The sequence below is a fragment of the Limnothrix sp. FACHB-1083 genome, from assembly GCF_014696485.1.
Lineage (GTDB): Bacteria > Cyanobacteriota > Cyanobacteriia > CACIAM-69d > CACIAM-69d > CACIAM-69d.
On sequence record NZ_JACJQD010000005.1, the window covers coordinates 265,647 to 288,407 of the forward strand.

Consider the following 22,761-nt stretch of genomic DNA (forward strand, 5'->3'; position numbering starts at 1 on the left):
CCAATCAATTCGCGACAATGGTTCGGAGCGCACTCCCACGCCCAACTTAACCCTAGTGTGATCCCGTAGGGTTCTAACTCAAGCATAGGAGGGGTGAAACCCCTAGCTTCAAATTGCCCTAGTCGCGAGCAATTACTAACCATTCACTCGTCCAACAAGAATTACTCAGGCAGGTGTTTGCGTTGCTACTCCTCAATTGCCACAGCAGCGAGGCAATGGTCGGGATAATGCCTCAATCGATTCGCACAGAGCCGCATAGAGAGCCGCATAGCGAGCCGCGTAGATTGTTGCAGCCTTGCATCAACTTGCGCCTTTACCCCCAACATCAGACAAGCAACCCCAAGGTTTAACCCAGCCGTAGACTCTTGCGGGATTGTGGACTCTGCGGCCCCCAACAGCAATGATCGCTCTATTCGACCCCGATTTTGCCGAATTCCCCGAACCGATTTGCCTCCCAAACGGTTTTGTTGCATCACTTTCGACCAGCCCCCATCCCATTGAAGTTGAATAGGCTCCCCGTTGTCCCCGGTGCGGACTCCCCCGATCAACCCCTATGGGGGGTGAGACCCATCATTGAGATCTAGAAATCGATTCTAACGGTTCCCAGAGCAAGACTCCGTAGAATTTCGAGTTAGATCTCAATTCCCCTCCTCGAACTTCGTGAACACGCAAGGCCCATTCATTTAGTCGAAATTTAGCGCTGGATAGGGAAGCTTGGGCCCGTTTTGGGGGGCTATTGGAGGCAGGGCTAGGAGCGGCTGACCGTTGGTGGCTGCAATATTGCTGACCAAGGGCTGACAAGAAATTGACAACCGTTGCAATCCCCTTGAGCCAATTTTACGGCGATCGCCTGGCTAGCCAGGGAGATTCCGATCACAATTGCCCCCACTCCTTTGACCGATATTCCCGATCGCCCCGGCACAGCTTGTGGCCCCTGGGTTTCCCTCAAGGGTTCATCAACGGCTGCAGCGTTGCCGCGATCCAGGAAAATAAACCGTCTATAGTGTCTTTAAGTCCCTGCTGTAGCCTATGACCGCCTCTCAGTCCCGTCGCGATCGCCTGGAGTATTTCGATCGGCTGATTTCCCAGGTCATTTTGAACCGCCAACACCCCATCAGCGGCCTGATGCCTGCCAGCACCGCTGTTAATATCCATGGGGACTACACTGATGCTTGGGTACGCGATAACGTTTACAGCATCTTGGCGGCCTGGGGGCTGGCGCTGGCCTATCGCAAGGCGGGACTCGAAGCGGGGCGCGGCTACGAAATTCAGCAGAGCGTGGTGAAGCTGATGCGGGGGCTGTTGTCATCGATGATGCGGCAAGCCCACAAGGTGGAGCGCTTTAAGCACACCCAAGATCCATTGGATGCGCTCCATGCCAAGTACGACACGGGCACGGGCAACACGGTGGTGGCCGATGACGGCTGGGGCCATCTACAGATTGATGCCACCTCAGTGTTTTTGTTGATCCTGGCGCAAATGACGGCCTCGGGCTTGGAGGTGATTTACACCACCGACGAGGTGAATTTTGTCCAAAATCTGGTCTATTACATTGGACGCGCCTACCGCACGGCCGATTACGGCATTTGGGAACGGGGCAACAAGATTAATCACGGCAACCCGGAGCTGAACGCCAGCTCGATCGGGATGGCGAAGGCGGCATTGGAAGCGCTGAATGGCTTTGATCTGTTTGGGGCAAGGGGATCGCAATCATCCGTGCTGCATGTGCTGGAGGATGAAATTGCCCGATCGCGGGCCACGCTGGAATCCCTGTTGCCGCGCGAGTCGGCCTCTAAGGAGGTGGATGGGGCCCTGTTGAGCATCATTGGTTTCCCAGCGTTCGCGGTAGATGATGCAAACTTGGTCGATCGCACACGGCGGCAAATTGTCGAAAAACTGGAGGGGCACTACGGCTGCAAGCGGTTCCTGCGGGATGGTCACCAAACCGTCCTTGAAGACACCAGCCGCCTGCATTACGAACCCTACGAACTCAAGCGCTTTGAGCATATTGAGTGTGAGTGGCCGCTGTTTTGGACTTATTTGTTGCTGGATGCCCTGTTTCGGGGCGATCGGGACAGGGCCTTGGACTACCACCAACGATTGCAAGGGGTGGCCGTGGAACAGGAGGGATTCGCCCTGTTGCCGGAGGTCTATTACGTGCCGGAGGAGGCGATCGCCGCCGAACAGGCCAACCCCGGTTCCCAAACCCGCTTGCCCAACGACAACGTACCCCTGGTTTGGGCCCAATCCCTGTGGCTGCTGGGTCAGTTGGTGTTGGAAGAGCTGATCGATGTGGCGGATTTGGATCCCCTCGGCCGGCGATCGCGCCCGGGAGCCGTGCGGGAACCGTTGGTGCAAATGGTGTTGCTATCGGAAGATGCGGCCTTGCAACATCAACTGGCAATCTACGGGATTGAAACCCAAACGCCGGATCAGGTGGCCCCGATCGAGGTGCGGCCCGCGCGGGATCTTTCGGCGGCCTATGCCCAAATCGGCCGCAACGAAGCCCTGGGCCTCACGGGGCGGCCCCTGCGGCGGCTGCGCACCCTCACCACGTCGCGAATTTTCTCGATTTGCGGCAAAACCATGGTCTTTCTGCCCTCCTTCCTGGATCAAGAGCAGTTCTATTCGGGCGCAGATCCGGAGTTTTTGACCTCCCAAATTCGCAGCGAACTGGCTTACATTGCCCGCCAGTGGCGACAGTTGGGGCGACCGACCATGACCCTGTTGCTGACTCGGGAAATGTTGGGATCCACAGAAGCCGACCTCGACACCCGATCGCCCCTGCTCTCCCTGATTGCGGACTTCAAAGCTGGCAAATGCAACAATGTGCCGATTCGCCTGGGACGGCTGCAATCCTTTGTGCTCACCGCCGGGAGCGAGCGGATTGACTTTCTCCACGGCTACGAATTCGAGCAATCCGTGGCCAATGGCGCACCCTTGCCCCTGTCCCAATACCTGGCTTTTTCGGCAGCGGACACCAAACCCCTCAGCAGTCGCCAGGAATTTCAACTGGAGTCGGAAACCAATCCCAAGAGCTTGCTCACCCGGTTGCGGGCCACGGTGAACCTGTATGAGCAAATTGAGCTAATTCAAGACCTGTGGCGATTGGTGGGCCCGGATTTTGAGACGGGCTTTGCCGGGGACGATCGCGCCGTGCCGCTCAATCTGCTGGTGGAGGAAATCTATAACCGGGCCCTTCAGGGCTACAGCGTCGTGGAATCTGACGGAATTGCTCGCCGTCGGCCCTATTGGGCAATTGTGCGGCGGGCGGCGGGCCTGCTGAACAAGGCGGACATTAACCTTTCGGATGCGGTGACGGATTTGCTAGTGCGGCAAAAGTTCATCGCCGTGGGCCGCGCCTACAGCGAGGGATCCTTGATCGATCGTCCCATGCCCCACGACGAGATCATGGCCAAGATTGATGAATTTTGTGGGGAAGACATCCGCGATCGGGTCTTGAGCCAGGAAATTTTGGTGGCCTTGGGCGTGCTCATTAAGTCCAATCCAGCCCTGTTCAAAGGCTTTTTGACCCTCCGTACCAGCTATTTTCTGCTGCTGTTGGTGAGTGAATTGGGTCGCGAAATGCTCGTCACGCCCGATGAGGCCTACGAGCAACTGATGGAACTCAGTCCCTACGAGGTGCAATTGCGCTTGCGCCACGTGCTGGAAGGCTATCAGGGCGCAACCTTAGCCTTGCAACAGCAGGAATCGTTGCACCTGCGGGCCACGGGCCGGGCGATCGAATGGACCATTGTGCCGCAGCGGGAAGAGGGTTTGCCCCCCGCCGGGAGTTGGGCCCGCCAGCGGGAATTGGACGGCGCATTGAACCGCGTGCCCAAGGATTTTTATCCCCAGGTTTGGAACCTGTTGGGCCACTGCAAGGGCCTGGTGATTGGGGACAAGCTGGAACGTCGCAACCGGCTCGACAGTGCCTTGGTGTTGGCGGAAATGACCCCCGGCGAAAAGAACTTCGCCCTGCAAGTGGAACACCTGCTGAACAAGATTGGTGCGCCGCTTTACCGACAGGTTTGTATGGAGGCGTTGGCGGAGTTGGCAGCCCTGACCGATCGCAACCCCGAACTGCAAATTGATGATTACCTGGTGTTGGATGTGTTGGTGGGCCACGCGGTGCGGTTGGCCTGGCTCGATCGCCATCCCGAGGATGAACCCATTTACAACGAGCGTAAGGGTCAGGCCTGGCAACAGTTCTATGAAACGTCGCCCTACAATTGCGCCACCTTTATGGTGAAGGCCTTCCAGTTCCTGATCGAAATGGCGGAACAGTCGGCCCGCGATCGCGCTGAACAGGCGATCGATGAGTCCCTAGAGCCGGTGGGGTAATGGGTTAGCCATTCCCGCCCATCCGCTTCAACCACCCATCCTGAGGGCGATCGCCCAACCCGATCGCCCCGGATGAAATTGGCCCTTCCCACCCTCGCACCCATGCTGCTCCATCACTGGAAACTTCTGCGGTTGTTTATCACCACCGCGATCGCGGCCGAAATGGAATATCGCGGCAACTTTCTCTTAGCCAGCATTTCCTCCATTGGTGGGGGAATTGCCAGCGGCTTTGGGCTTTTTTTGTTTTATCGAACGGGCTACACCTTCCAAAACTGGAACTGGCATGAAGCACTTTTGGTGTTGGGTCTTTTTCTGTTTTTACAAGGCTTTTCTAACACCTTTTTAGCTCCCAACCTCAACAGTATCGTGCGCCAAGTGGAGCTAGGAACCCTGGATTTTGTGTTGCTGAAACCCATTAGCAGCCAATTTTGGCTATCCACCCGCGCCGTTTCCCTTTGGGGCTTTCCTGACATTGCCCTTGGTTTGGGGTTGATTTTCTATGCGGGGATCAATCTACAACTTCCCTGGTGGCAATATGGCTGGGCAATGTTGCCCCTCAGCTTTGGATTGCTAATTTTATATAGTCTCTGGTTTGTGTTAGGAGCCACCAGCATTTGGTTTACCAAAATCTATAACATCACGGAAGTATTGCGGGGGCTATTGGAAGCTGGGCGCTATCCCCTCACGGCCTATCCGGCGGCATTTCGCTTCTTCTTTACCTTCATTGTGCCGGTGTTGTTTATGACCACTGTGCCGGCGGAAATTGCCTTGGGCCGCGATGCTTGGTTTTTGGTAGGAGTTTCAGGGTTGCTGGCGATCGGGCTGTTGTATTTGTCCAATCAATTTTGGCGGTTTGCCCTCCGGTTCTACACCAGCGCCTCTAGTTAAATTGCCGGTTAACCACGCGCAGCTCCGACCAGAAGCACTGGCCGGAGCTTTGGATGATAAATGGGTTTAAGGATGGGGGCAGAGGGGCTCGAACCCTCACGACCGTTTAGGGTCAACGGATTTTCATCTTCCTGTGGCTTTCGCCCCTGCACAATTCGGCTCGTGAGTCAGCAAAACTGCTCGATCGACCGTTTGGCGTTGAAGATTGGACTCTCTCTTTACCCTCGGCTGGTTACGTTAGGGTAGCTCCCGTCGAGTCTCTGCACCTTCCGAAGAAAAAGCCCGTAAGCTTTTTGTGCCTTCGGCTTGGCTCAGGATTGCCGTAGCGATCGGGGTGATCTGCGAACAACGTCCCAGAATTAGTTCCGTGCCTTAGGTTTCCCTGAGTTTGAGAGCTGCCACTCGATCGATTTCTCAACCGAGGCTCAATTGTCTTAAGTCCGTAGCGTCTACCATTCCGCCATGCCCCCTTAGTGGAGCCAATTGATTAATTAGACCGATCAATTAGACCGAATCAATTAAACTGACTCGCCCCTAAGGACAACTCAAGTTAACGGGTAACGTTGAGCCGTCCCATCATACCTCGCAAAGGGGGAAGAGAGGCAAGAGTTGAGCAACTCCTCAGTCTTGACGGGATCTCTTGGCTAGATCTTTGAAAAGTCGCAATGACTGCTCTGTGCGCCCCCGCAATCCGCACAGACAAGGGGCTTAAGCCCCTTGTCCCCACTCTTGAATGGCGATCGACTAATGGTTGCAATTGTATTTTTTGAGGGGCCGATCGCCCTTGGAAGGGGAAGGGGAACGATAAAATGTGGTCTGGTTGTGGTCTGGTTACGGACAAAGGCGCAGCGCTGAGGATCGCAACCGGAAATTAGGGGCCGATCGCTGGCTGCTAATGGGTTGCAAGGGGCTGCGGTTGTCCGTGCGGGCTGTCAGGATGACGTTCAGGCGAGGGTCTGGTTTATGGCTTTGACGGATTTGCCGATCGCGCTGATTCTGTATGTGGCGCTGGCGGGGGCTTACCTGGTGGTGTTGCCGCTGGGCCTCTACGTTTATCTCCAAAAACGGTGGTATGTGGCTAGCTCGATCGAGCGGCTCTTGGCCTACTTTGCGGTGTTTTTGTTCTTCCCCGGGCTGCTGTTGTTGTCGCCGTTTTTGAATCTGCGTCCCCAACGTCGGGCCATTTAATGTCTGGCCATTTATTTAATGCCTGGCCATTTAATGCCTAGGATGCCTCGATTGTCCCGCTTGGGCGATCGAGCCAGGGTGATGGGTTGGATGATGGTGAGCAATCGTGAGCAATTGACAGGGGCGATCGAGCAAACATGCGGCGAATTGACGCGATTCTGATTGGGTTAGGTGTCTTTTTGGGTGGGGGGCTGGTCTATGGTCTCCTGCAACTGGTGGGCATTGATGCCACCAATGCGGGCATCTGGACTCAGGCCGCGTTGGTAGTAGGATTGATGGGCTGGTTGCTGACCTATCTGGTGCGGGCCCTGACCCAAAAGATGACCTACTCCCAGCAGTTGCAAGACTACAAAGACGCGGTTTTGCAAAAGCAGTTGGAAGCACTGTCACCAGAGGAGTTGGCCGCCTTGGAAGCTCGCTTGGAAGCGGAAGCGGCGGAAACGGATCGATCGAACCCGACCCATCCGTCACCCTAATCCGCATTCTTCGCCACCAACGCGCCGCCCGTTCCCCCAATTCAAAGCCAGCATCCTCAGCCCCCAACAAGGGTTCACTCTGAATCCAGTATGTGGGCGAAGTTGCTGGCCGTTTTTGATGTCCTGACCACCGAGTTGATCGATCGCCTGCCACCATGACCGTCTCTGTTTCTGAACGTTTTGCCACCCTGCGCCAAGCAGAACGCTGTGCCCTGATCCCTTTCATCACCGCCGGGGATCCGAATTTGGCAACAACGGAGGAGGCCCTGCGGCGACTCGATCGGGCAGGAGCCGACCTGATTGAACTGGGCGTGCCCTACTCCGACCCCCTAGCAGACGGCCCCACCATCCAAGCGGCCGCCACTCGGGCCTTGGCAAACGGTACTCGCCTTGATGATGTGTTGGCACTGGTGCAGCGGGTGTCGCCGGAACTGTCCGCCCCGATCGTCCTGTTCACCTACTACAACCCAATTCTGAATCGAGGAATTGAGCAATTCATTCAAGATGTGAAAGCAGCCGGGGCGGCGGGCCTCGTCGTGCCAGACTTGCCCCTCGAAGAAGCAGACGGCCTGCTGAAGCCAGCGGCGGCAGCGGGCTTGGAAGTCACTTTGTTGGTGGCCCCGACGAGTTCCAAGGATCGGATTGAAGCCATTGCCCAGCAGTCCCAAGGATTTATCTATCTGGTCAGTGTGACCGGGGTAACGGGGATGCGCAGCGAAATGCACGGGCGCGTGTCCGAAATTTTGGCCGCCATGCGCCAGGTTACCGATAAGCCGATCGGGGTGGGCTTTGGCATTTCCTCGCCGGAGCAAGCGGTGCAGGTGCGTACTTGGGGGGCTGATGCGGCGATCGTGGGCAGTGCCTTTGTGAAGCGATTGGCCGACGGCACGCCGGAAGCGGGGCTAGCCGCCGTTGAAGCATTCTGCCGGGATTTGCGAGCCGCCCTTGATCAGTAAAGAACAACGAACTAAAGATCAACGAACTAAAGATCAACGAGCTAGATCAACGAGCTAGATCAACAACGAACTGGATCAACAAATTAAAGATCAATCAACTGGACCAATTTTGTTGAGGCAAGTTCCATTCCCTCAACAGAAACAGTCCAACTCAAGCAGTCCAAGTGGGGGCGTACGGCCGTACACCCCCACAAAATTGACCGATGGAACTGGTCAGTGACAATTTTGAGCAATTGTTGTGAACAATTCTTGAGCAATTGCATTGAATTGACCCTACACCCAGTCGGCCATGGATTCCCAACTGTGGCGCAATTGGCTGCTCAATAATCCATTTTCCGATCGCCGATTGCGGCGGCGGGATTTAGCAGCATTCGAGCGTTTCCGCGATCGCTTATCAACCACAATTTTCCTCAGGTCGATCGCATCGTCCCAAGAATGAAATCGGTCAGGGAAAGTTCGCTGAGTCATGATTCTGACCTCCCAAAATTGACGTTGGGGGAATTGCCAGCCCAGTTGCTGACTTCAGAGATGCAGCCCCGTCGTCGATGGAATGATCCCAGTGCAATCCAGCTTCATCATCGAAGCGAGCTAGGGATGTGGACGCAAATCTCTAGGGTATTGTTCTGCGAATCGGGAACCCAATCCGGTTAACTTCGCCAGAAGCCCCCGGTTCGATCGTACCGCTTTTTCCCAGGGACGGCGACTCACAGATCCTGATTCTTCAGGAATGAATTTTCCAGAATTTTCCAAGGAATCCCAGCCCAAATTGCTTACTGGGCTAAGTGATCACGCACCAACTGGCGCAATGCTTGTTCAGCAGCAATTTCATCTTGCTGAGCCTCTGCCAAAAATTGATATAAATACGCTTTTTGCACCCAAGGAAAAATGGGGCTAAATTCCGATTCTTGATAATCCCCATTTTCCAACATAAAAATGCGCCAATCACGGCCGTTATATCGCCACAGCTCTGGAACGCCCATCGCAGCATAGAGCCGATTTTTGTCAATATCCGTGTGGGTGATATCCACTTCAACTACCAGATCCGGCGGAGGATCAGCCGCAAAATCAACTCTTCGACCCGCAACCCGTGCTTGATTTTGAATGTAGTAAGCACAATCAGGTTCTGAGCTGCGATCAAGTTCTTCACGCTCAATCCGAGTAGATCCCATTGTTTTAATTTTCAGACCCATCTCAAAGATCATGATGACGATGAAGCGCTCAATGAGACGAATCGAAAATTCATGATCTTCCAAGGGCATAGTGATTTCTAAAACTCCATGATCATAGGTCAAGCGAGCAGAACGACGGAATGGCAGGGCATGGAGAACCTGTTGGTAAGTTTGCCAAGTTAGGCCACGCAGCGTCACACGTTTTTCGCCGATGAGTTGGGTGGGAGCCAGCGGGGCGATCGCAATCATTGCTCACAACTCCTGAAACGGTTGATTAGTTCTATTATCGCCAATGGGGCCAAGCAGTGGGCGAGCTGCCCGATCGCCCGGTGCGCAAAGGGGCTGCTATGCTGAGGGCGAGCATTCTGCAATCGCCCCATGACCGACTCCGCAAAGACCTTGCTTTTGGTAGATGGCCATTCCTTGGCTTTCCGAGCATTCTATGCCTTCGTGAATGGACGAGATGGTGGTCTGCGCACTTCCACGGGCATTCCCACCAGCATTTGCTACGGATTTATTAAGGCCCTATTGGACACGATCGCCCTTGAAAAACCCCAAGCGATCGCCCTGGCTTTTGATACTCGCCAGCCCACCTTTCGCCACGAAGCCGATGCGACCTACAAGGATGGGCGGCCGGAAACTCCCGTGGAGTTTATTGAAGATATTCAGCATCTCGAAACCCTGTTGGTGGCGCTGAATTTAACCATTGTTAAAACGCCAGGTTTTGAAGCAGATGACGCGATCGGGACAATGACCCAACAGGGCATCGCGGCGGGCTATCGGGTCAAAATCTTGAGCGGCGATCGGGACTTATTTCAACTCATTAATGACCAGCAAGACATCAGCGTTTTGCACTTGGGTGGGCGTGATGTGAAATCTTCCCGCTACAGCGAATATCGTGCAGCCCAAGTGGTGGAAAAATGGGGCGTTCGTCCGGATCAGGTGGTGGATTTCAAAGCCCTTTGCGGCGATAAATCCGATAATATTCCGGGAGTGAAAGGCATTGGCGAAAAAACCGCCGCCCAGCTTCTGCAAGAGCATGAGTCCTTGGATGGGATTTATCAGGCATTGGATTCTCTGAAAAAATCCGTCAAGAGCAAATTGGAAGCCGATCGAGACGCTGCTTACCATTCTCAGTTTTTGGCGCAAATTAAATGTGATGTGCCCTTGAATGTAGCCTTGGCTGACTGTGAATTAAGCAGATTCGATCGCGCTGCCCTCACCCCTCTGCTGGAAAAATTAGAACTGAATCAGTTTTTGAAGCAAATTGAACGTCTGGAGGCTCGATTTGGTAATGGTCAGTTAACGCTGGGAGCAGAGCCAGGGACAGGCCATGAAACGAGTTCTGTGGGCCGATCGCCCCAATTAGCGGGCAGTTTCCCAGCTTCGACCTTAGAAGCAGAAGATACTTGGTTTTTCAGTGCCGAAGAGACCGATTTGCTCAAGGAAAATCCGCCACTACCGGCCGAATTCACCCCAGAAATTATTACTACACCCGATCAATTGGAGGCGCTGGTTGCCGCACTGTTGCGCTGCCAAAACCGTGACTATCCCACCGCTTGGGACACAGAAACCACTGACCTAGATCCTCGAAAAGCGGCCTTGGTAGGAATTGGGGTTTGCTATGGCAATGCGGAACAATTCACGGTGGCTTATATTCCCGTGGGACACAGTACGGGAAAACAGCTCGATCGATCGCTGGTGTTGCAAGCGCTGAAACCAATTTTGGAAAGCGAAAACCATCCCAAGGTGCTGCAAAATGCCAAGTTCGATCGAGCAATTTTGCGCAGCCAAGGAATTCAACTGGCCGGGGTAATTTTTGACCCAATGCTTGCCAGTTATGTGCTGAATCCAGAAGCCAGCCATAACCTAACAGATTTGGGATTGCGCTATTTAGGAATCAGCGCCACCAGCTACCAAGATCTGGTGCCGAAGGGACAAACCATTGCAGCGGTGAGCATTGCTGCCGTTGCCAACTATTGCGGCACAGATGTTTATAGTGCATTTCATTTGGTCAGTATCCTGCGATCGCAACTGTCTAGCGAGCAGGATTTGTTGCCACTTTTTGAGCAGGTGGAGCTGCCCCTTGAGCCAGTTTTGTCAGCCATGGAAGGGCGAGGCATTCGGATTGACACGGCCTATTTGGCGGAATTTTCTAAGCAATTAGAAACAGATTTATTGGCGATCGAACAGCGGGCCTACGCAGCGGCTGGGGAGACTTTTAATTTAGGTTCGCCCAAGCAACTCAGTGAATTATTGTTTGGCAAATTGGGTCTTGATCCCAAAAAGTCTCGCAAAACCAAAACCGGCTATTCCACGGATGCCGCCACCTTGGAAAAGTTAAAGGATGATCATCCCGTGGTGGAAGCGATCGTGGAGCATCGCACCTTAGCCAAACTGAAGTCTACCTATGTGGATGCGCTGCCGCAGTTGGTTTCGCCCCAAACCGATCGCGTCCATACGGACTTTAATCAAACGGTGACGGCTACGGGTCGCCTCTCTTCATCCAATCCCAACTTGCAAAATATCCCGATTCGGACGGCCTTTAGTCGGCAAATTCGGCGGGCTTTTTTACCCAAAGCGGGCTGGCTGTTGGCCGCAGCAGACTATTCCCAAATTGAGCTACGAATCTTGGCCCATTTGAGTCAGGAACCGGTCTTAATTGAGGCCTATCAAACGGGACGAGATGTCCATGCTTTGACCGCGCAATTATTGCTCGATCGCCCTGACATTACCCCCGAAGAACGACGACTGGGAAAAATCATCAATTTTGGGGTGATTTACGGCATGGGGGCGCAACGGTTTGCTCGGGAAGCGGGCGTGTCGCGCATGGAAGCCAAGGAATTTATCGATCGCTTTAACCAACGCTATCCCCAGGTCTTTGAGTATTTGCAACAAATGCAGCGCGAGGCGATCGCCCTGGGCTATGTGCATACACTCCTGGGCCGACGGCGCTATTTTCAATTCATGAGTCCTTCGTTGAATCAATTGCGCGGCTCCGATCCCCAGGCGATCGACCTCGATCGGTTGCGGGTCAATGGTCAAAATGATGCCCAATTGCTGCGGGCGGCGGCCAACGCTCCCATTCAGGGTTCCAGCGCCGACATCATCAAAATTGCCATGATTCAACTCCATCAACGGTTGCAATCCACCCAGGCAACTTTACTGTTGCAAGTGCATGATGAATTGATCTTTGAAGTGCCTCCGGAAGAGTGGGACTTTGTGCGCCCAATTATTCAGGAAACCATGGAATCAGCGGTCACCTTGAGTGTGCCCCTGGCGGTGGAAGTTCATGCGGGTCAAAACTGGATGGAAGCGAAATAGCCGATCGGGAATGAGTGATGCAATTAGGGGTGAATTTAACCCTACTTAAACCCGTTAATTTCTATCACGCTTAGAAATGTTTTCTTTTTAAGGCCACAATTTTGTTGCGACCAATTGTTAGAGCCAGCCCCACTTTCAGTCAATTAAATTCTAGTCAATTAAAGTTGGCATAGACAGTTACAGATTGGCACAGAATTGATGGAGTTCAATTGAGAACCCCCATAGGATTGAGGCGATCGCGCGAATGCACTTGAAATAGCCTGAGAGGATGTTTGAAAAGCCGCAATGGCTACCTTGCTTGTGGGTCTCATCCACCGACAAAGCAAAGCTGATCAAGTCCCTTGATCCCAAGACCGTTAGGGCTTGACCATTGCCCCCAGTCGCTTCAGCCATCCTCTGAGGTTTGTTAATTCCAGTTGATTCCAACCGATCGAGACAGCAAGCTGCGTCTTTTGTCCTCAACCATTGCTGCGATCGCTTGTGTTGAATTTTGCGAGCTATTTTTTTGCCCCCGGTGGCTGGGGAACCCATGCCCGATCGCTCGCGGGAGCACTGCACCCGATCGAGCCGATCGCCCTTTGTGATTGGCAGCCTCCCCAGCCCCTAGCCGACTGGGAACGGGGCGTGCCGGAACTGTTAGCGGCCGGTCTCAGCCCGGCGGCCAATGCCCCCACCCTGGTCATTGTGTCCGGGTTGCCGATGCCGCCCTTTCCCGGTTGCTGCCAAATTGGGCTGTTTGTGTGGGAAACCACCCACATTCATCAAAAATTTCAGCAATTGCTCGATCGGTTCGATTACCTTTGGGTTCCGTCCCTTTGGCAGCGTCAGGTGGCGATCGAGTCCGGGCTTGACCCCCAGCGCCTGGCCGTTGTGCCGGAAGGGGTTGACCCCCAAGTCTTTCAGCCCCATCCCCACCGCCCCTCGGCCCTGAATCGCGACTTGCGGCAGCGGCCCTTTCGGTTCCTTTGTGTGGGCAAATGGGAACGACGCAAGGGGATCGATCTGCTGATCCAAGCCTTTGCCAAAGCCTTTGAACCCCAAGATCCCGTGGAACTGGTGTTGCACGCCCACAACGGCTACATTCCCCACTTTGACCTCCAGGAATCGATCGACTATGCCGCGCGGCTGCTGGGGGCCGAGGCCTATCGCATTTTGCCCAGCCATCCAGCCGGACGATCAGGCCTAGTGCAAGTTCTGCAAAAAGCCGATGCCTTTGTGTTGCCCACCCGGGGCGAGGCTTGGGGATTGCCCATTTTGGAAGCCATGGCCTGTGGACTGCCCTGCATTGTCACGGACTGGAGCGGCCTGCGGGCCTATGCCCACCCGGGCAATGCTTACCTGATTCCGGTCAAAAACCTGATTCCCGTCAATGATCCGCAGTTTTTTGACCCCGCCTTGGACTGGGGCCACTGGGCCGAGCCGGACTTGGATGCTCTGGTGGCCTTGATGCGGCAGGTTTATCACGATCGGGAAGCGGCCCAACAACGCGGGGCGATCGCCCGAGCCGAAGCCGCCAGCCTCTGGAGTTGGGAACGAGCCGCCCACACGGCCCAACAGCAATTGGCCGCCCTGGGATTCCGCCCCGATCGCTTGCCCCCTTCGGTATCCGCTGCCGCTTAGGTGGCACTTTTGTGCGCTGATTCAGCAGAAAAGCCAAAATTTCTCTAAAACAGCGGAATTTTGGTCAAAACTAGAGAAAAATCAGAATCTACCGTTGGTGGCTGAAACTCGCGTTTAGGATCAGCGCCATCTTGTCGTGTCTAGGTCTCTAACGCAACTTCTGCGCTACCCACTCGGGGCGGATTTGCCATCAAACCAAAATCGGCTTTCACCAGATTTTCACCCCTGACCGCTATACCTAAACTCGTCGGTTTTCTCACTGGCGACTCTGTTGAGCCATTGTTGAGCCATCGATCGTTGGGTGCGCCTTGACTCTTGTGGGCAAACTAATCGCTAATTTTCTAGTTCAAACCATCGCAGACAAAATTCGCAAGCTCTTTGCCTCCAGAATTGCTCTCCGATCATCGTAACAATTGTCGATACCAATCGTTGCAACAAGGGTCTGAAGTTCCTGACTGCCTAAGGATTTGCTAACAGCAGCATCAAGGTTTCAAGTGCTTTGATGACCAACCCTAAACACCTAAAACACCTAGTCAATATTAATTGTGATTACTATGCAATTTTCTCCTCTTCAAGTGGCGGACTTGTACCCGGTCAGTGACTCGGTGCAGGGTAAAACGATTCCCCTGATCTATCACCAAAATTTGGTGGCCCTGGCAGATGGTCAAAATCATATTTTGGAGCTAATTGCCCAAGGCCAACCCTTAGAAACCGTGCTCACGGAATTAGCTTTACTCATTGAAGCCCACACGTCCTGCCAAACTTTTTGCGCTTTCTTATTACTAGAAGCAGAAACCCAACGATTACGCCATGGGGCAGCACCCAGCCTGCCGCCCGACTATAACTAATGCATTGATGGCATCCCGATCGGGCCTGCGGTGGGATCCTGCGGCACGGCTGCCTATCACAAAGCTTCCGTAATTGTTGAAGATATTGCGATCGATCCGTTGTGGGCTGAATTTCGGGATTTGGCGATCGGCTTTGGCTTGCGGGCTTGTTGGTCCACGCCCATTTTGTCCTGTGAAGGTCAGGTGTTGGGAACCTTTGCCATGTATAACCCCTTTCCCCACCGCCCCCATCCCCACGATCGCAAATTGCTGATTAAGGCGACCTATTTGGCCCGTGTGGCGATCGAACGACACCAAACCGAAAAGGCCCTGCAAGCGGCAAATGAAGATTTGGAACGACAGGTCACCAAACGCACTCAAGATTTGCAATTGGTTGTGACCCGTTTGCAGCGAGAAATGCAGGAACGGGAACGCGCCGAAGATCAATTGCGCCAACGGACGATCGAACTGGAAGCCACCTTGGATGAGCTGAAAAAAGCCCAGCTTTGGATGGTGCAAAGCGAGAAAATGTCTTCCTTAGGCCAGTTGGTGGCCGGAATGGCCCATGAAATTAATAATCCGGTGAATTTTATCCATGGCAACCTCAAACATGTGCAAAGTCATGTGGAGTTGCTGTTAGGTTGGACAGAAAAGATGCGAGCTTGGGCCCAATCTAGTCCTTGTTCCAACCGTCCTGAATTGGTGCAAATGATCACTGATTTAGATGCAGAATCAGATTTTGAATTTATTCAGGACGATTTGCCTAAAATCCTATCTTCCATGAATTTAGGAACCGAGCGAATTCGCCAAATTATCCTTTCTTTGCGCAACTTTTCGCGAATGGATGAAGCTTGTTATAAACCGGTCAACATCCATGAAGGTATTGACAGCACCTTGGCGATTTTGCAACATCGGATGAAGGCTGCACCTGACCACCCGGAAATTCAGGTGAAGTGTGACTATGGCGATTTACCGGCAGTAGAATGCTATGCCAGCAATTTAAATCAGGTCTTTATGAATTTGATTGCCAATGCGATCGAGGCAATTACTGAAAAATATCAGACTGATCCGCTGGGCGCTACGAACCCTGATTCATCAGCTAGGGGTCAATTTAAGGGTTGTATTGAAATTCAAACGCGCCTTTTGCGGGGCGATCGGGTGCAAATTCAAATTACCGATAATGGGGTGGGGATGCCGAACAGCATCCAATCGCAAATTTTTAATCCCTTTTTCACGACGAAGCCGGTTGGCAAAGGCACGGGGCTGGGAATGTCGATTAGCTATCAAATTGTGACGGAGCAACACCAGGGTCAGCTTCGGTTTAGCTCTGTGCCGGGTGCAGGATCGACGTTTACGATCGTGATGCCCCTGAAGCAAGAAGGGCAATCCACTTAGCCCCGAGCGTCAGTCAGGATGGCCAGGGCAGGAGGCAGAAGTTAGGGTTACAATAGGAACCTCACCCAAGATCGACGCGCTCTCCAGCCCATTGCGCCATGCCTGAGCCTGCTCCTTCAGCCATTCATTCCTTCATTCAGCGGTGGCAAGCGTCAAGCGGCAATGAGCGGGGAAATTATCAGCTTTTTTTGAGTGAATGGTGTGACTTGTTGGGGGTGGCGCGGCCCGATCCGAAGGGGGCGATCGCGGGCGATCCCTATTGTTTCGATCGGGATGTGGCGATCTATCACCCCAGCGGCAAAAAGAGCGCGGGATTTATTGATCTCTATAAAGAAAATTGCTTCATTTTGGAAGCGAAACAGGGCGGCACGAGTGGCGGCAAAGTTGGCACGGCCAAGCGCGGCACGGAAACCTATCGCAAGGCGATGCAGGGGGCCTTTAACCAGGCGGTTGCCTATGCGCGAACGTTCAAAAATCGTCCACCGTTTCTAATTACTTGCGACATTGGCGAGAGCTTCCAAATTTGGTCGGATTTTGGGGCGGCTTCCGAGTTGGACTATGGCAGCTATGATGCGCGCCAAGAAATTCCCTTTGCGGATTTGGTGAAGCCGGAGATTCGGGAATTATTTTTTGATATTTTTACCGATCCACAAAAGCAAAATCCTGAGAAGATCGCGGCGCAGGTGACGCGGGAAGTGGCGGCGGATTTGGCGGAGTTAGCGAAGTCATTGGAAGCGGCAGGACATGAGCCAAAATTGGTGGCGGATTTCTTGATGCGCTGTATTTTTACGATGTTTGCGGAGGATGTGGGGTTACTGTCTGCAAAAAATGGTGAAATCGTCAGAAAAGACCCAATTTTCACGGAGAATCTGGAGCAGCGTTGGCAACCCCATCCGCACAAGTTTCAAGCCGGAATTGAGGCCCTTTGGGCGGCGATGAATGAGGGGAAGCCCTTTTGGGATTATGGCGAATTGCTGCAATTCAACGGTGGTTTGTTTGAGGATAATTCGGCTATTCCGCTGAATGGGGAGCAGTTGGCGGTTTTGTTGCGGGCGGCGAAACGCGATTGGCGACAGGTGGAACCGGCAATTTTTGGGACGTTGTTGGAACGGGCATTAGATCAGAAAGAGCGCAGCAAGTTGGGGGCACATTATACGCCGCGTGCCTATGTGGAACGGTTGGTGCGGCCGGTGGTGTTAGAGCCGTTACGGGAGCGGTGGCGGCTAGTGCAAATCGAAGTTGATCAGACCCTTTCGGAAATGCGAGCCGAAGTAACAGGCTCGTTCATGCTTTGGGGATCCATAAAGACAACTATTGGTGATCCAGAAGACAATAATTCGCTTGACAAGACTCAATTTAGTAGTTCGCAGAATACTATTCAGCCTGAGCAGCAACAAATTACAAATTCTAGCCCCAGAAAAGCTCAGCGAGATCGGGCTATTTTGAAATTAGAAAATTTCCTGAAAGAATTGCAAAAAATTAAGATTCTTGATCCGGCTTGTGGGACGGGAAATTTCTTGTATGTGACGATGAATTTGATGAAGGAGTTGGAGTCGGAGGTGTTGGCGCGGCTGGCAGAGGTGTCGGGACGGGATCAGTTGCGATTGGATTTTGGGCAAATTAATCCGAGCCAATTCCTAGGGATTGAAATTAACCCGAGGGCAGTAGCAATCGCGAATCTTGTTGTTTGGATTGGCTATTTGCAATGGCATTTTCGACGGTTTGGAGATCTGCCGCCGAACCAGCCGGTGTTGCGGGCATTTAACAAAATTGAAAATCGCGATGCGGTGTTGGCCTATGACGGGGTGGAGCCGGATATTGACCCGAAAACGGGGCAGGTGCGGACTCGCTGGGGTGGGCGCACGATGATTCATCCGGTAACGGGTAAGGCGGTTCCTGATCCGAGTGATCAAAAAGTAATTTATCGCTATCTAAATCCGCGTCCTGCCGAATGGCCAGCGGCTGATTACATCGTCTCCAATCCGCCATTTTTGGGTAATCGTGATATGCGGGATACTTTTGGGGATGGCTACGTTGAAGCGTTAAGTCAAACCTATGCAGCACTACCTGATACTCTCGATTATGTTATGTACTGGTGGCATCGCTCCGCTCAGTGCATAGAAAAACATAATCTATATAGTTTTGGATTGATTACAACTAATACTATTAGGCAGTCTCGACAACGAAAGGTCATTGACCTTCATCTAAATAACAAACATGGGATCAAATTATTTTTTGCAATTCCTGATCACCCTTGGAGTAGTGAAGGTGCAGCAGTAAGAATATCGATGAGTGCTGGCTGTTCAAAAATGGAAGCCAACAGGACTTGCACTATATCGAATGTAATAAATGAGGGTATAGGTTCTAGTCCGGAATCTGAAGCAGAAAGTATTGAAATTCAGTCTACTAAGGTTTTAGAAATTTCGGATGATCTGAGTCAATATATTGGAGTATCTTCTGCCACATTGCTTGAGTCTAATTCAAGAATTTGCTGTCCTGGAATTAAGCCGTATGGATCAGGTTTTACGATAGAACAAGATTCAATTAACTTTTTTCCAGAAAATGAAATTACAATCATAAAGCCATACATGAATGGCAGTGATTTGACTCGTAAAAGTCGCGAAGTTTACATCATTGATTGTGATGAAATAAATGAAAAAAGTCTTCAGACTGATTATCCCACGATTTATCAATGGCTTCTTGAAAGAGTATATCCTAAGCGAGTTGTTGAGAGAGATGAGAAGATCAAAATAAAATGGTGGGGATTTGAGCGACCTCGGCTAGAATTACGACGTGCCATTCAAGAACTACAGACATATATTGCAACAGTTCAAACCAGCAAGCATCGAGTTTTTATCTTTCTTGGTTCTGAGGTTATACCAGACCAACAAATTGTTGTGATCGCCCTAGAAGATGCTTACTTCTTAGGTGTTCTTTCCAGCAAAATCCATGTTACTTGGGCATTAGCAGCCGGTGGGCGATTGGGTGTTGGAAATGACCCGCGCTATAACAAAACTGTCTGCTTTGATCCGTTTCCATTTCCCGATCCAGACGATCGCCTAAAACAAGAAATTCGCGAACTGGGCGATCGCCTCGATGCCCATCGCAAAACCGTGCAGGCCAACCACCCCGACATCACGATCACCGGGATGTATAACCTGCTCGAAAAAATCCGCGCCGGTCAACCCCTCACCGACAAAGACCGCGAATTTAATCAACGCGCCCTCGTTTCCACCCTCAAACAAATTCACGACGACCTCGATCGCGCCGTCTTCCGCGCCTACGGTTGGGACGATCTGATCCCGCAATGGGAACGGGCGCACAGCGGTGCGCCCCTACCAGAGCAACCGACCAACAGCCTCGATGAACAGATTTTGGAACGGCTCGTGAAACTCAACGCCGAACGCGCCGAAGAAGAACGCAACGGCCACATTCGCTGGCTGCGGCCCGACTACCAAGCCCCCAGCCAAGCCGCCCCCACCGGCCAACAAACCGACCTCCCGATCGCGATCGCATCCACCGAACCCGTCACAACCGGTGTCAAGCCGATCGCCCTGCCCAAGGAATTCAAAGAGCGCGTCGCCGCCGTCCGCGATCTGGTTCGCGCCGAAGGGGGCGAATGGACAATCGATCGCGCCACCAGCCGATTCAGCGGCAGAAATACCACAGCCAAATTAGAGAAAATCGAGAAGGCACTCGAAGCCCTCGAAGGCGCGGGGCTGTTGCTGTCCTACAAAGACAACGGCGAACAACGCTGGTATGATGCCAGCCTCCAGGCGATCGCCTAGCGATTAGCGATCATCTTCAGCTCAAGATTTTTCGCGCTGCTCGATCGACCGCACTAGGAGCGGGCCAGTAAATTGAACGGGCGATCGCTCTCTTGCAGGTTAGATTCCAAATCCGCAATTAGGCGAGGATCGTGCTGCTCCAGCAGTTGGGTGGCGGCACTGGCCTGAAGCGGCTGGGCCAGCCAATAGCCTTGGATGTAGGTGCAACCCAGGTTGGCCAGCCAGACCAGTTGCTCAGCGGTTTCCACCCCCTCAGCGATCGTGTCCATGCCCAACTGTTCCGCCAGAGTGATGATGGCGCGGACGATCGCTTGGGTGTTGTCGCGCCCGCCCAGTTGGGAAATGAAGGACTGATCGATTTTGAGCACATCCAACGGGAACCGATGCAGATAGCTGAGGGAAGAGTAGCCCGTGCCAAAGTCATCGAGACAAAGGACGATCTGGCGCGATCGCAGCTCATACATGGTGGCGGCTGCCAGATCGGAATTGTCGGCGATGGTGGTTTCCGTCAGCTCCAGCTTCAGGGTTCCGGGATTGATGCCGGTGCGATGCAAAACCTGATCAATTTGCTCCATCAGGTCAAGGCGGGAAAATTGCTTGGCGGAAAGATTAACGGCAATTTGCAAATGGCCCAGTTGCGGGAAAAGTTGTTGCCACTCCCGAAGCTGATAGCAGGCGCGATAGAGCGTCCACAGGCCGAGGGTAATGATCAGGCCCGTTTCTTCAGCGATCGCAATGAACCGATCGGGGGAAATGGGCCCCAATTCCGGGTGATGCCAGCGCAACAGGGCCTCAAAACACTGAATTTCGCCCGTGCGGGCCTCGGCGATCGGTTGATAGCGCAAGCTGAAGGGCATGGGCACTTCCGGGTGGCCGGCTCGATCAATGCCCATGTCCTCAATTTGAGCGATCGCCCGGCGCAGGTCATGTTCTAGGCGCAGGGTGGTGAGCACCTGTTGGTGAACGGCCCGATCGAACACCTCATGGCGCGATCGCATGGCCTTGGCCCGGCGCATGAAAATATCCGCATCCCGCAACAGCAGCTCCGCACAGTCATATTCCCGAGATCCCAGGGCAATGCCAATGCTGACGCTGGTGAAAATTTCTTGGCTGCCCAAGGTCACCGGCCGCGCCAAAGAACGATGGATCGATTCGGCCACCTGTTCCGCCTGGGCCCGGGTGGTCACGTCTTGCAGCAAAATGGCAAATTCATCGCCATCCAACCGGGCGATCGAGTCGGTGGGCCGCAAGCAGCGCCGCAATCGGTGGGCGATCGCCACCAAGAGTTCATCCCCCGCTTGATGGCCCAGGCTGTCGTTGATCACCTTGAAGCGATCAATATCCACAAACAGGATCGCAAAGCCCCCTTGCTCCGTCACTTGCATCAGGCGGATGGTTTTGGCCAACTCTTCCATCAAAAAGGTGCGGTTGGGCAACCCGGTGAGCCGATCGTGCAGGGCGTTGTAGCGCAATTGCGATTCGGCCCGTTCCCGCTCCTGAATTTCCTGTTGCAGTTGTTGCACCGCCGCCCGCAGCTTCAGGGTGCGCTGTTCCACCAGGCTCTCAATTTGCATGTTGAAGCTGGCCAGCTTCACATCGCTTTGGTGGCGCAAGATGGTACAGCCAATACCCGCAGCCGCCAACCGCAGCAGGTTGCATTCCGCATCCGTCCAGAGCCGATCGGTTCGGCAGCGATCGAACCCCAAGAACCCCCAAAATTCCCCTTGCAAGATCATGGGCAACATCAAAACCCCATGAACCGTCTGCCCATGCCAAAAGCTGCGATAGGCATAGTTGGCGGGCAAATCTTGCAGCCGGAAATTCAACACCCGATCGGTGCTGAGGTATTCATGCCAACTGGGGTCTAAATCTTTGTAGGCAATGTTTTGCAGCTCCAAATGCTCCATTTGCAGCGTCAGGCCGGCGCGAGTCCATTCCCAACGCTGGCTGGTGAGCAGCTCGCCCGTGACCGGGTGGGGATGGTTCCGAAACACATAGGCTCGATCGGCCTGGGTCATGCTGCCCAGCATCTGTAGGGTTTGGGTAATGGCGCGATCGCCATCGGGCAACAGCATCAAACAGCGCATGGCTTCCCCCACCGCCAGCGCCGTCGCATCCCGCTGTTCCAAGTCCTGTTCCGCCAGGCGCAGGGCCTTGGCTAAGGTGGGTTCCAACCGTTCGTCTAGCCCCTCAATCAGCAGCAGGGGTTCCCCGTGATCCGGCAAAGTCAACCGCGAACAAAGACAGGGCAGCGACACCAGCTCCCCTTGGCGATAAAACGTCCAATGTTCTGTCCAGGTCTGCCGCTTGCTGAGGGCCTGCTGAATTCGCTCTAGGCGCATCCGCACTTGTTCGTGGCGGCCATGCTGGGCATGTTTCACCCAAGCCCGCAGGCTCGATCGGCTCCAGAGTTCGCTCCCCGATCGATTGGCCCAGTGGAGCCGCATGGCGAACAGATCAATCACCCAAATGGGCGAAGTCAGTTGATCCAGTAGTTGCAGGGGTGGCGGAGTCAAGATTGAACTAGTGCGAAGGGGATTAAACGCTTCCGTCATGGATCCGCAAAGATAGTGAGCTAGGAGACGTAGACCAACCTAGAGACCCTGATCACCTTCAAGACCGGTAGCGGGGCGATTGAGTCTAATCCCTATCCCCACACCAAACAGCAGGCTATCCGCCCTTTGTGGGTGGGCCGCAGATCCAGATTCCACAGCCAATTTTGGGTCAGGGGGTTTAGACCTGTCCAAATCCTAGCCAACCGATTCGACAAAGTACGGAAAAGTACG

General features: G+C 53.5%; 13 protein-coding genes. 10 read left to right on the top strand and 3 right to left on the bottom strand.

Annotated features, from left to right (window positions below):
- Positions 1-1,029: 1,029 nt before the first annotated feature.
- From H6F46_RS08960 to trpA, 5 genes are all read left to right on the top strand, one after another.
- Positions 1,030-4,344, top strand: coding sequence for a glycoside hydrolase family 15 protein (locus H6F46_RS08960; RefSeq protein ID WP_190354308.1), 3,315 nt, complete (start codon positions 1,030-1,032; stop codon positions 4,342-4,344).
- 105 nt (positions 4,345-4,449) lie between these two features.
- Positions 4,450-5,232, top strand: a complete 783-nt coding sequence (locus tag H6F46_RS08965; RefSeq protein WP_190354522.1) for an ABC transporter permease — start codon at positions 4,450-4,452, stop codon at positions 5,230-5,232.
- Between the two features lie 963 nt (positions 5,233-6,195).
- Entirely contained in the window at positions 6,196-6,420 is a 225-nt protein-coding gene (gene ndhL / locus H6F46_RS08970) for an NAD(P)H-quinone oxidoreductase subunit L (RefSeq protein WP_190354306.1), read from the top strand.
- A 137-nt stretch (positions 6,421-6,557) separates the two neighbouring features.
- Positions 6,558-6,896 (top strand): DUF3007 family protein, encoded by a 339-nt coding sequence (locus H6F46_RS08975; RefSeq protein ID WP_099535389.1) that lies wholly within the window; start codon positions 6,558-6,560, stop codon positions 6,894-6,896.
- A 155-nt stretch (positions 6,897-7,051) separates the two neighbouring features.
- Positions 7,052-7,852 (top strand): tryptophan synthase subunit alpha, encoded by an 801-nt coding sequence (gene trpA / locus H6F46_RS08980; RefSeq protein WP_099535391.1) that lies wholly within the window; start codon positions 7,052-7,054, stop codon positions 7,850-7,852.
- 273 nt (positions 7,853-8,125) lie between these two features.
- Here trpA and H6F46_RS08985 read toward each other — a convergent pair whose 3' ends face one another.
- Together H6F46_RS08985 and H6F46_RS08990 are read right to left on the bottom strand one after the other, a co-directional pair.
- Complete coding sequence (locus tag H6F46_RS08985) at positions 8,126-8,320, bottom strand: hypothetical protein (protein WP_099535395.1); 195 nt, start codon at positions 8,318-8,320, stop codon at positions 8,126-8,128.
- A gap of 302 nt (positions 8,321-8,622) precedes the next feature.
- Positions 8,623-9,270 (bottom strand): Uma2 family endonuclease, encoded by a 648-nt coding sequence (locus tag H6F46_RS08990; protein ID WP_190354304.1) that lies wholly within the window; start codon positions 9,268-9,270, stop codon positions 8,623-8,625.
- Between the two features lie 129 nt (positions 9,271-9,399).
- Between H6F46_RS08990 and polA the strand changes: the two genes are divergently transcribed.
- The 5 genes from polA to H6F46_RS09015 all read left to right on the top strand — a co-directional run bounded on the left by polA (position 9,400) and on the right by H6F46_RS09015 (position 19,975).
- Entirely contained in the window at positions 9,400-12,345 is a 2,946-nt protein-coding gene (gene polA, locus H6F46_RS08995) for a DNA polymerase I (RefSeq protein WP_190354302.1), read from the top strand.
- A gap of 465 nt (positions 12,346-12,810) precedes the next feature.
- Complete coding sequence (locus H6F46_RS09000; RefSeq protein ID WP_190354300.1) at positions 12,811-13,965, top strand: glycosyltransferase family 4 protein; 1,155 nt, start codon at positions 12,811-12,813, stop codon at positions 13,963-13,965.
- A gap of 554 nt (positions 13,966-14,519) precedes the next feature.
- Positions 14,520-14,813, top strand: coding sequence for a hypothetical protein (locus H6F46_RS09005; RefSeq protein WP_190354299.1), 294 nt, complete (start codon positions 14,520-14,522; stop codon positions 14,811-14,813).
- A 30-nt stretch (positions 14,814-14,843) separates the two neighbouring features.
- Positions 14,844-16,187: an ATP-binding protein gene (locus H6F46_RS19825; protein WP_190354298.1), complete on the top strand. Its 1,344-nt coding sequence runs from the start codon at positions 14,844-14,846 to the stop codon at positions 16,185-16,187.
- Between the two features lie 98 nt (positions 16,188-16,285).
- Positions 16,286-19,975, top strand: coding sequence for a DNA methyltransferase (locus H6F46_RS09015; protein ID WP_347278294.1), 3,690 nt, complete (start codon positions 16,286-16,288; stop codon positions 19,973-19,975).
- Between the two features lie 53 nt (positions 19,976-20,028).
- On the opposite strand, the gene H6F46_RS09020 is transcribed toward H6F46_RS09015, so the two are convergent.
- Positions 20,029-22,530: a bifunctional diguanylate cyclase/phosphodiesterase gene (locus H6F46_RS09020; RefSeq protein WP_190354294.1), complete on the bottom strand. Its 2,502-nt coding sequence runs from the start codon at positions 22,528-22,530 to the stop codon at positions 20,029-20,031.
- Positions 22,531-22,761 lie beyond the last annotated feature (231 nt).

Bases quoted from the DNA above. Each gene is read 5' to 3' on its own strand.
- H6F46_RS08960 (WP_190354308.1), top strand. From the start codon at position 1,030: ATGACCGCCTCTCAGTCCCGTCGCGATCGCCTGGAGTATTTCGATCGG.
- H6F46_RS09020 (WP_190354294.1), bottom strand. From the start codon at position 22,530: ATGACGGAAGCGTTTAATCCCCTTCGCACTAGTTCAATCTTGACTCCG.
- H6F46_RS08985 (WP_099535395.1), bottom strand. From the start codon at position 8,320: ATGACTCAGCGAACTTTCCCTGACCGATTTCATTCTTGGGACGATGCG.
- H6F46_RS09005 (WP_190354299.1), top strand. From the start codon at position 14,520: ATGCAATTTTCTCCTCTTCAAGTGGCGGACTTGTACCCGGTCAGTGAC.
- H6F46_RS08975 (WP_099535389.1), top strand. From the start codon at position 6,558: ATGCGGCGAATTGACGCGATTCTGATTGGGTTAGGTGTCTTTTTGGGT.
- ndhL (WP_190354306.1), top strand. From the start codon at position 6,196: ATGGCTTTGACGGATTTGCCGATCGCGCTGATTCTGTATGTGGCGCTG.
- trpA (WP_099535391.1), top strand. From the start codon at position 7,052: ATGACCGTCTCTGTTTCTGAACGTTTTGCCACCCTGCGCCAAGCAGAA.
- polA (WP_190354302.1), top strand. From the start codon at position 9,400: ATGACCGACTCCGCAAAGACCTTGCTTTTGGTAGATGGCCATTCCTTG.
- H6F46_RS08990 (WP_190354304.1), bottom strand. From the start codon at position 9,270: ATGATTGCGATCGCCCCGCTGGCTCCCACCCAACTCATCGGCGAAAAA.
- H6F46_RS09015 (WP_347278294.1), top strand. From the start codon at position 16,286: ATGCCTGAGCCTGCTCCTTCAGCCATTCATTCCTTCATTCAGCGGTGG.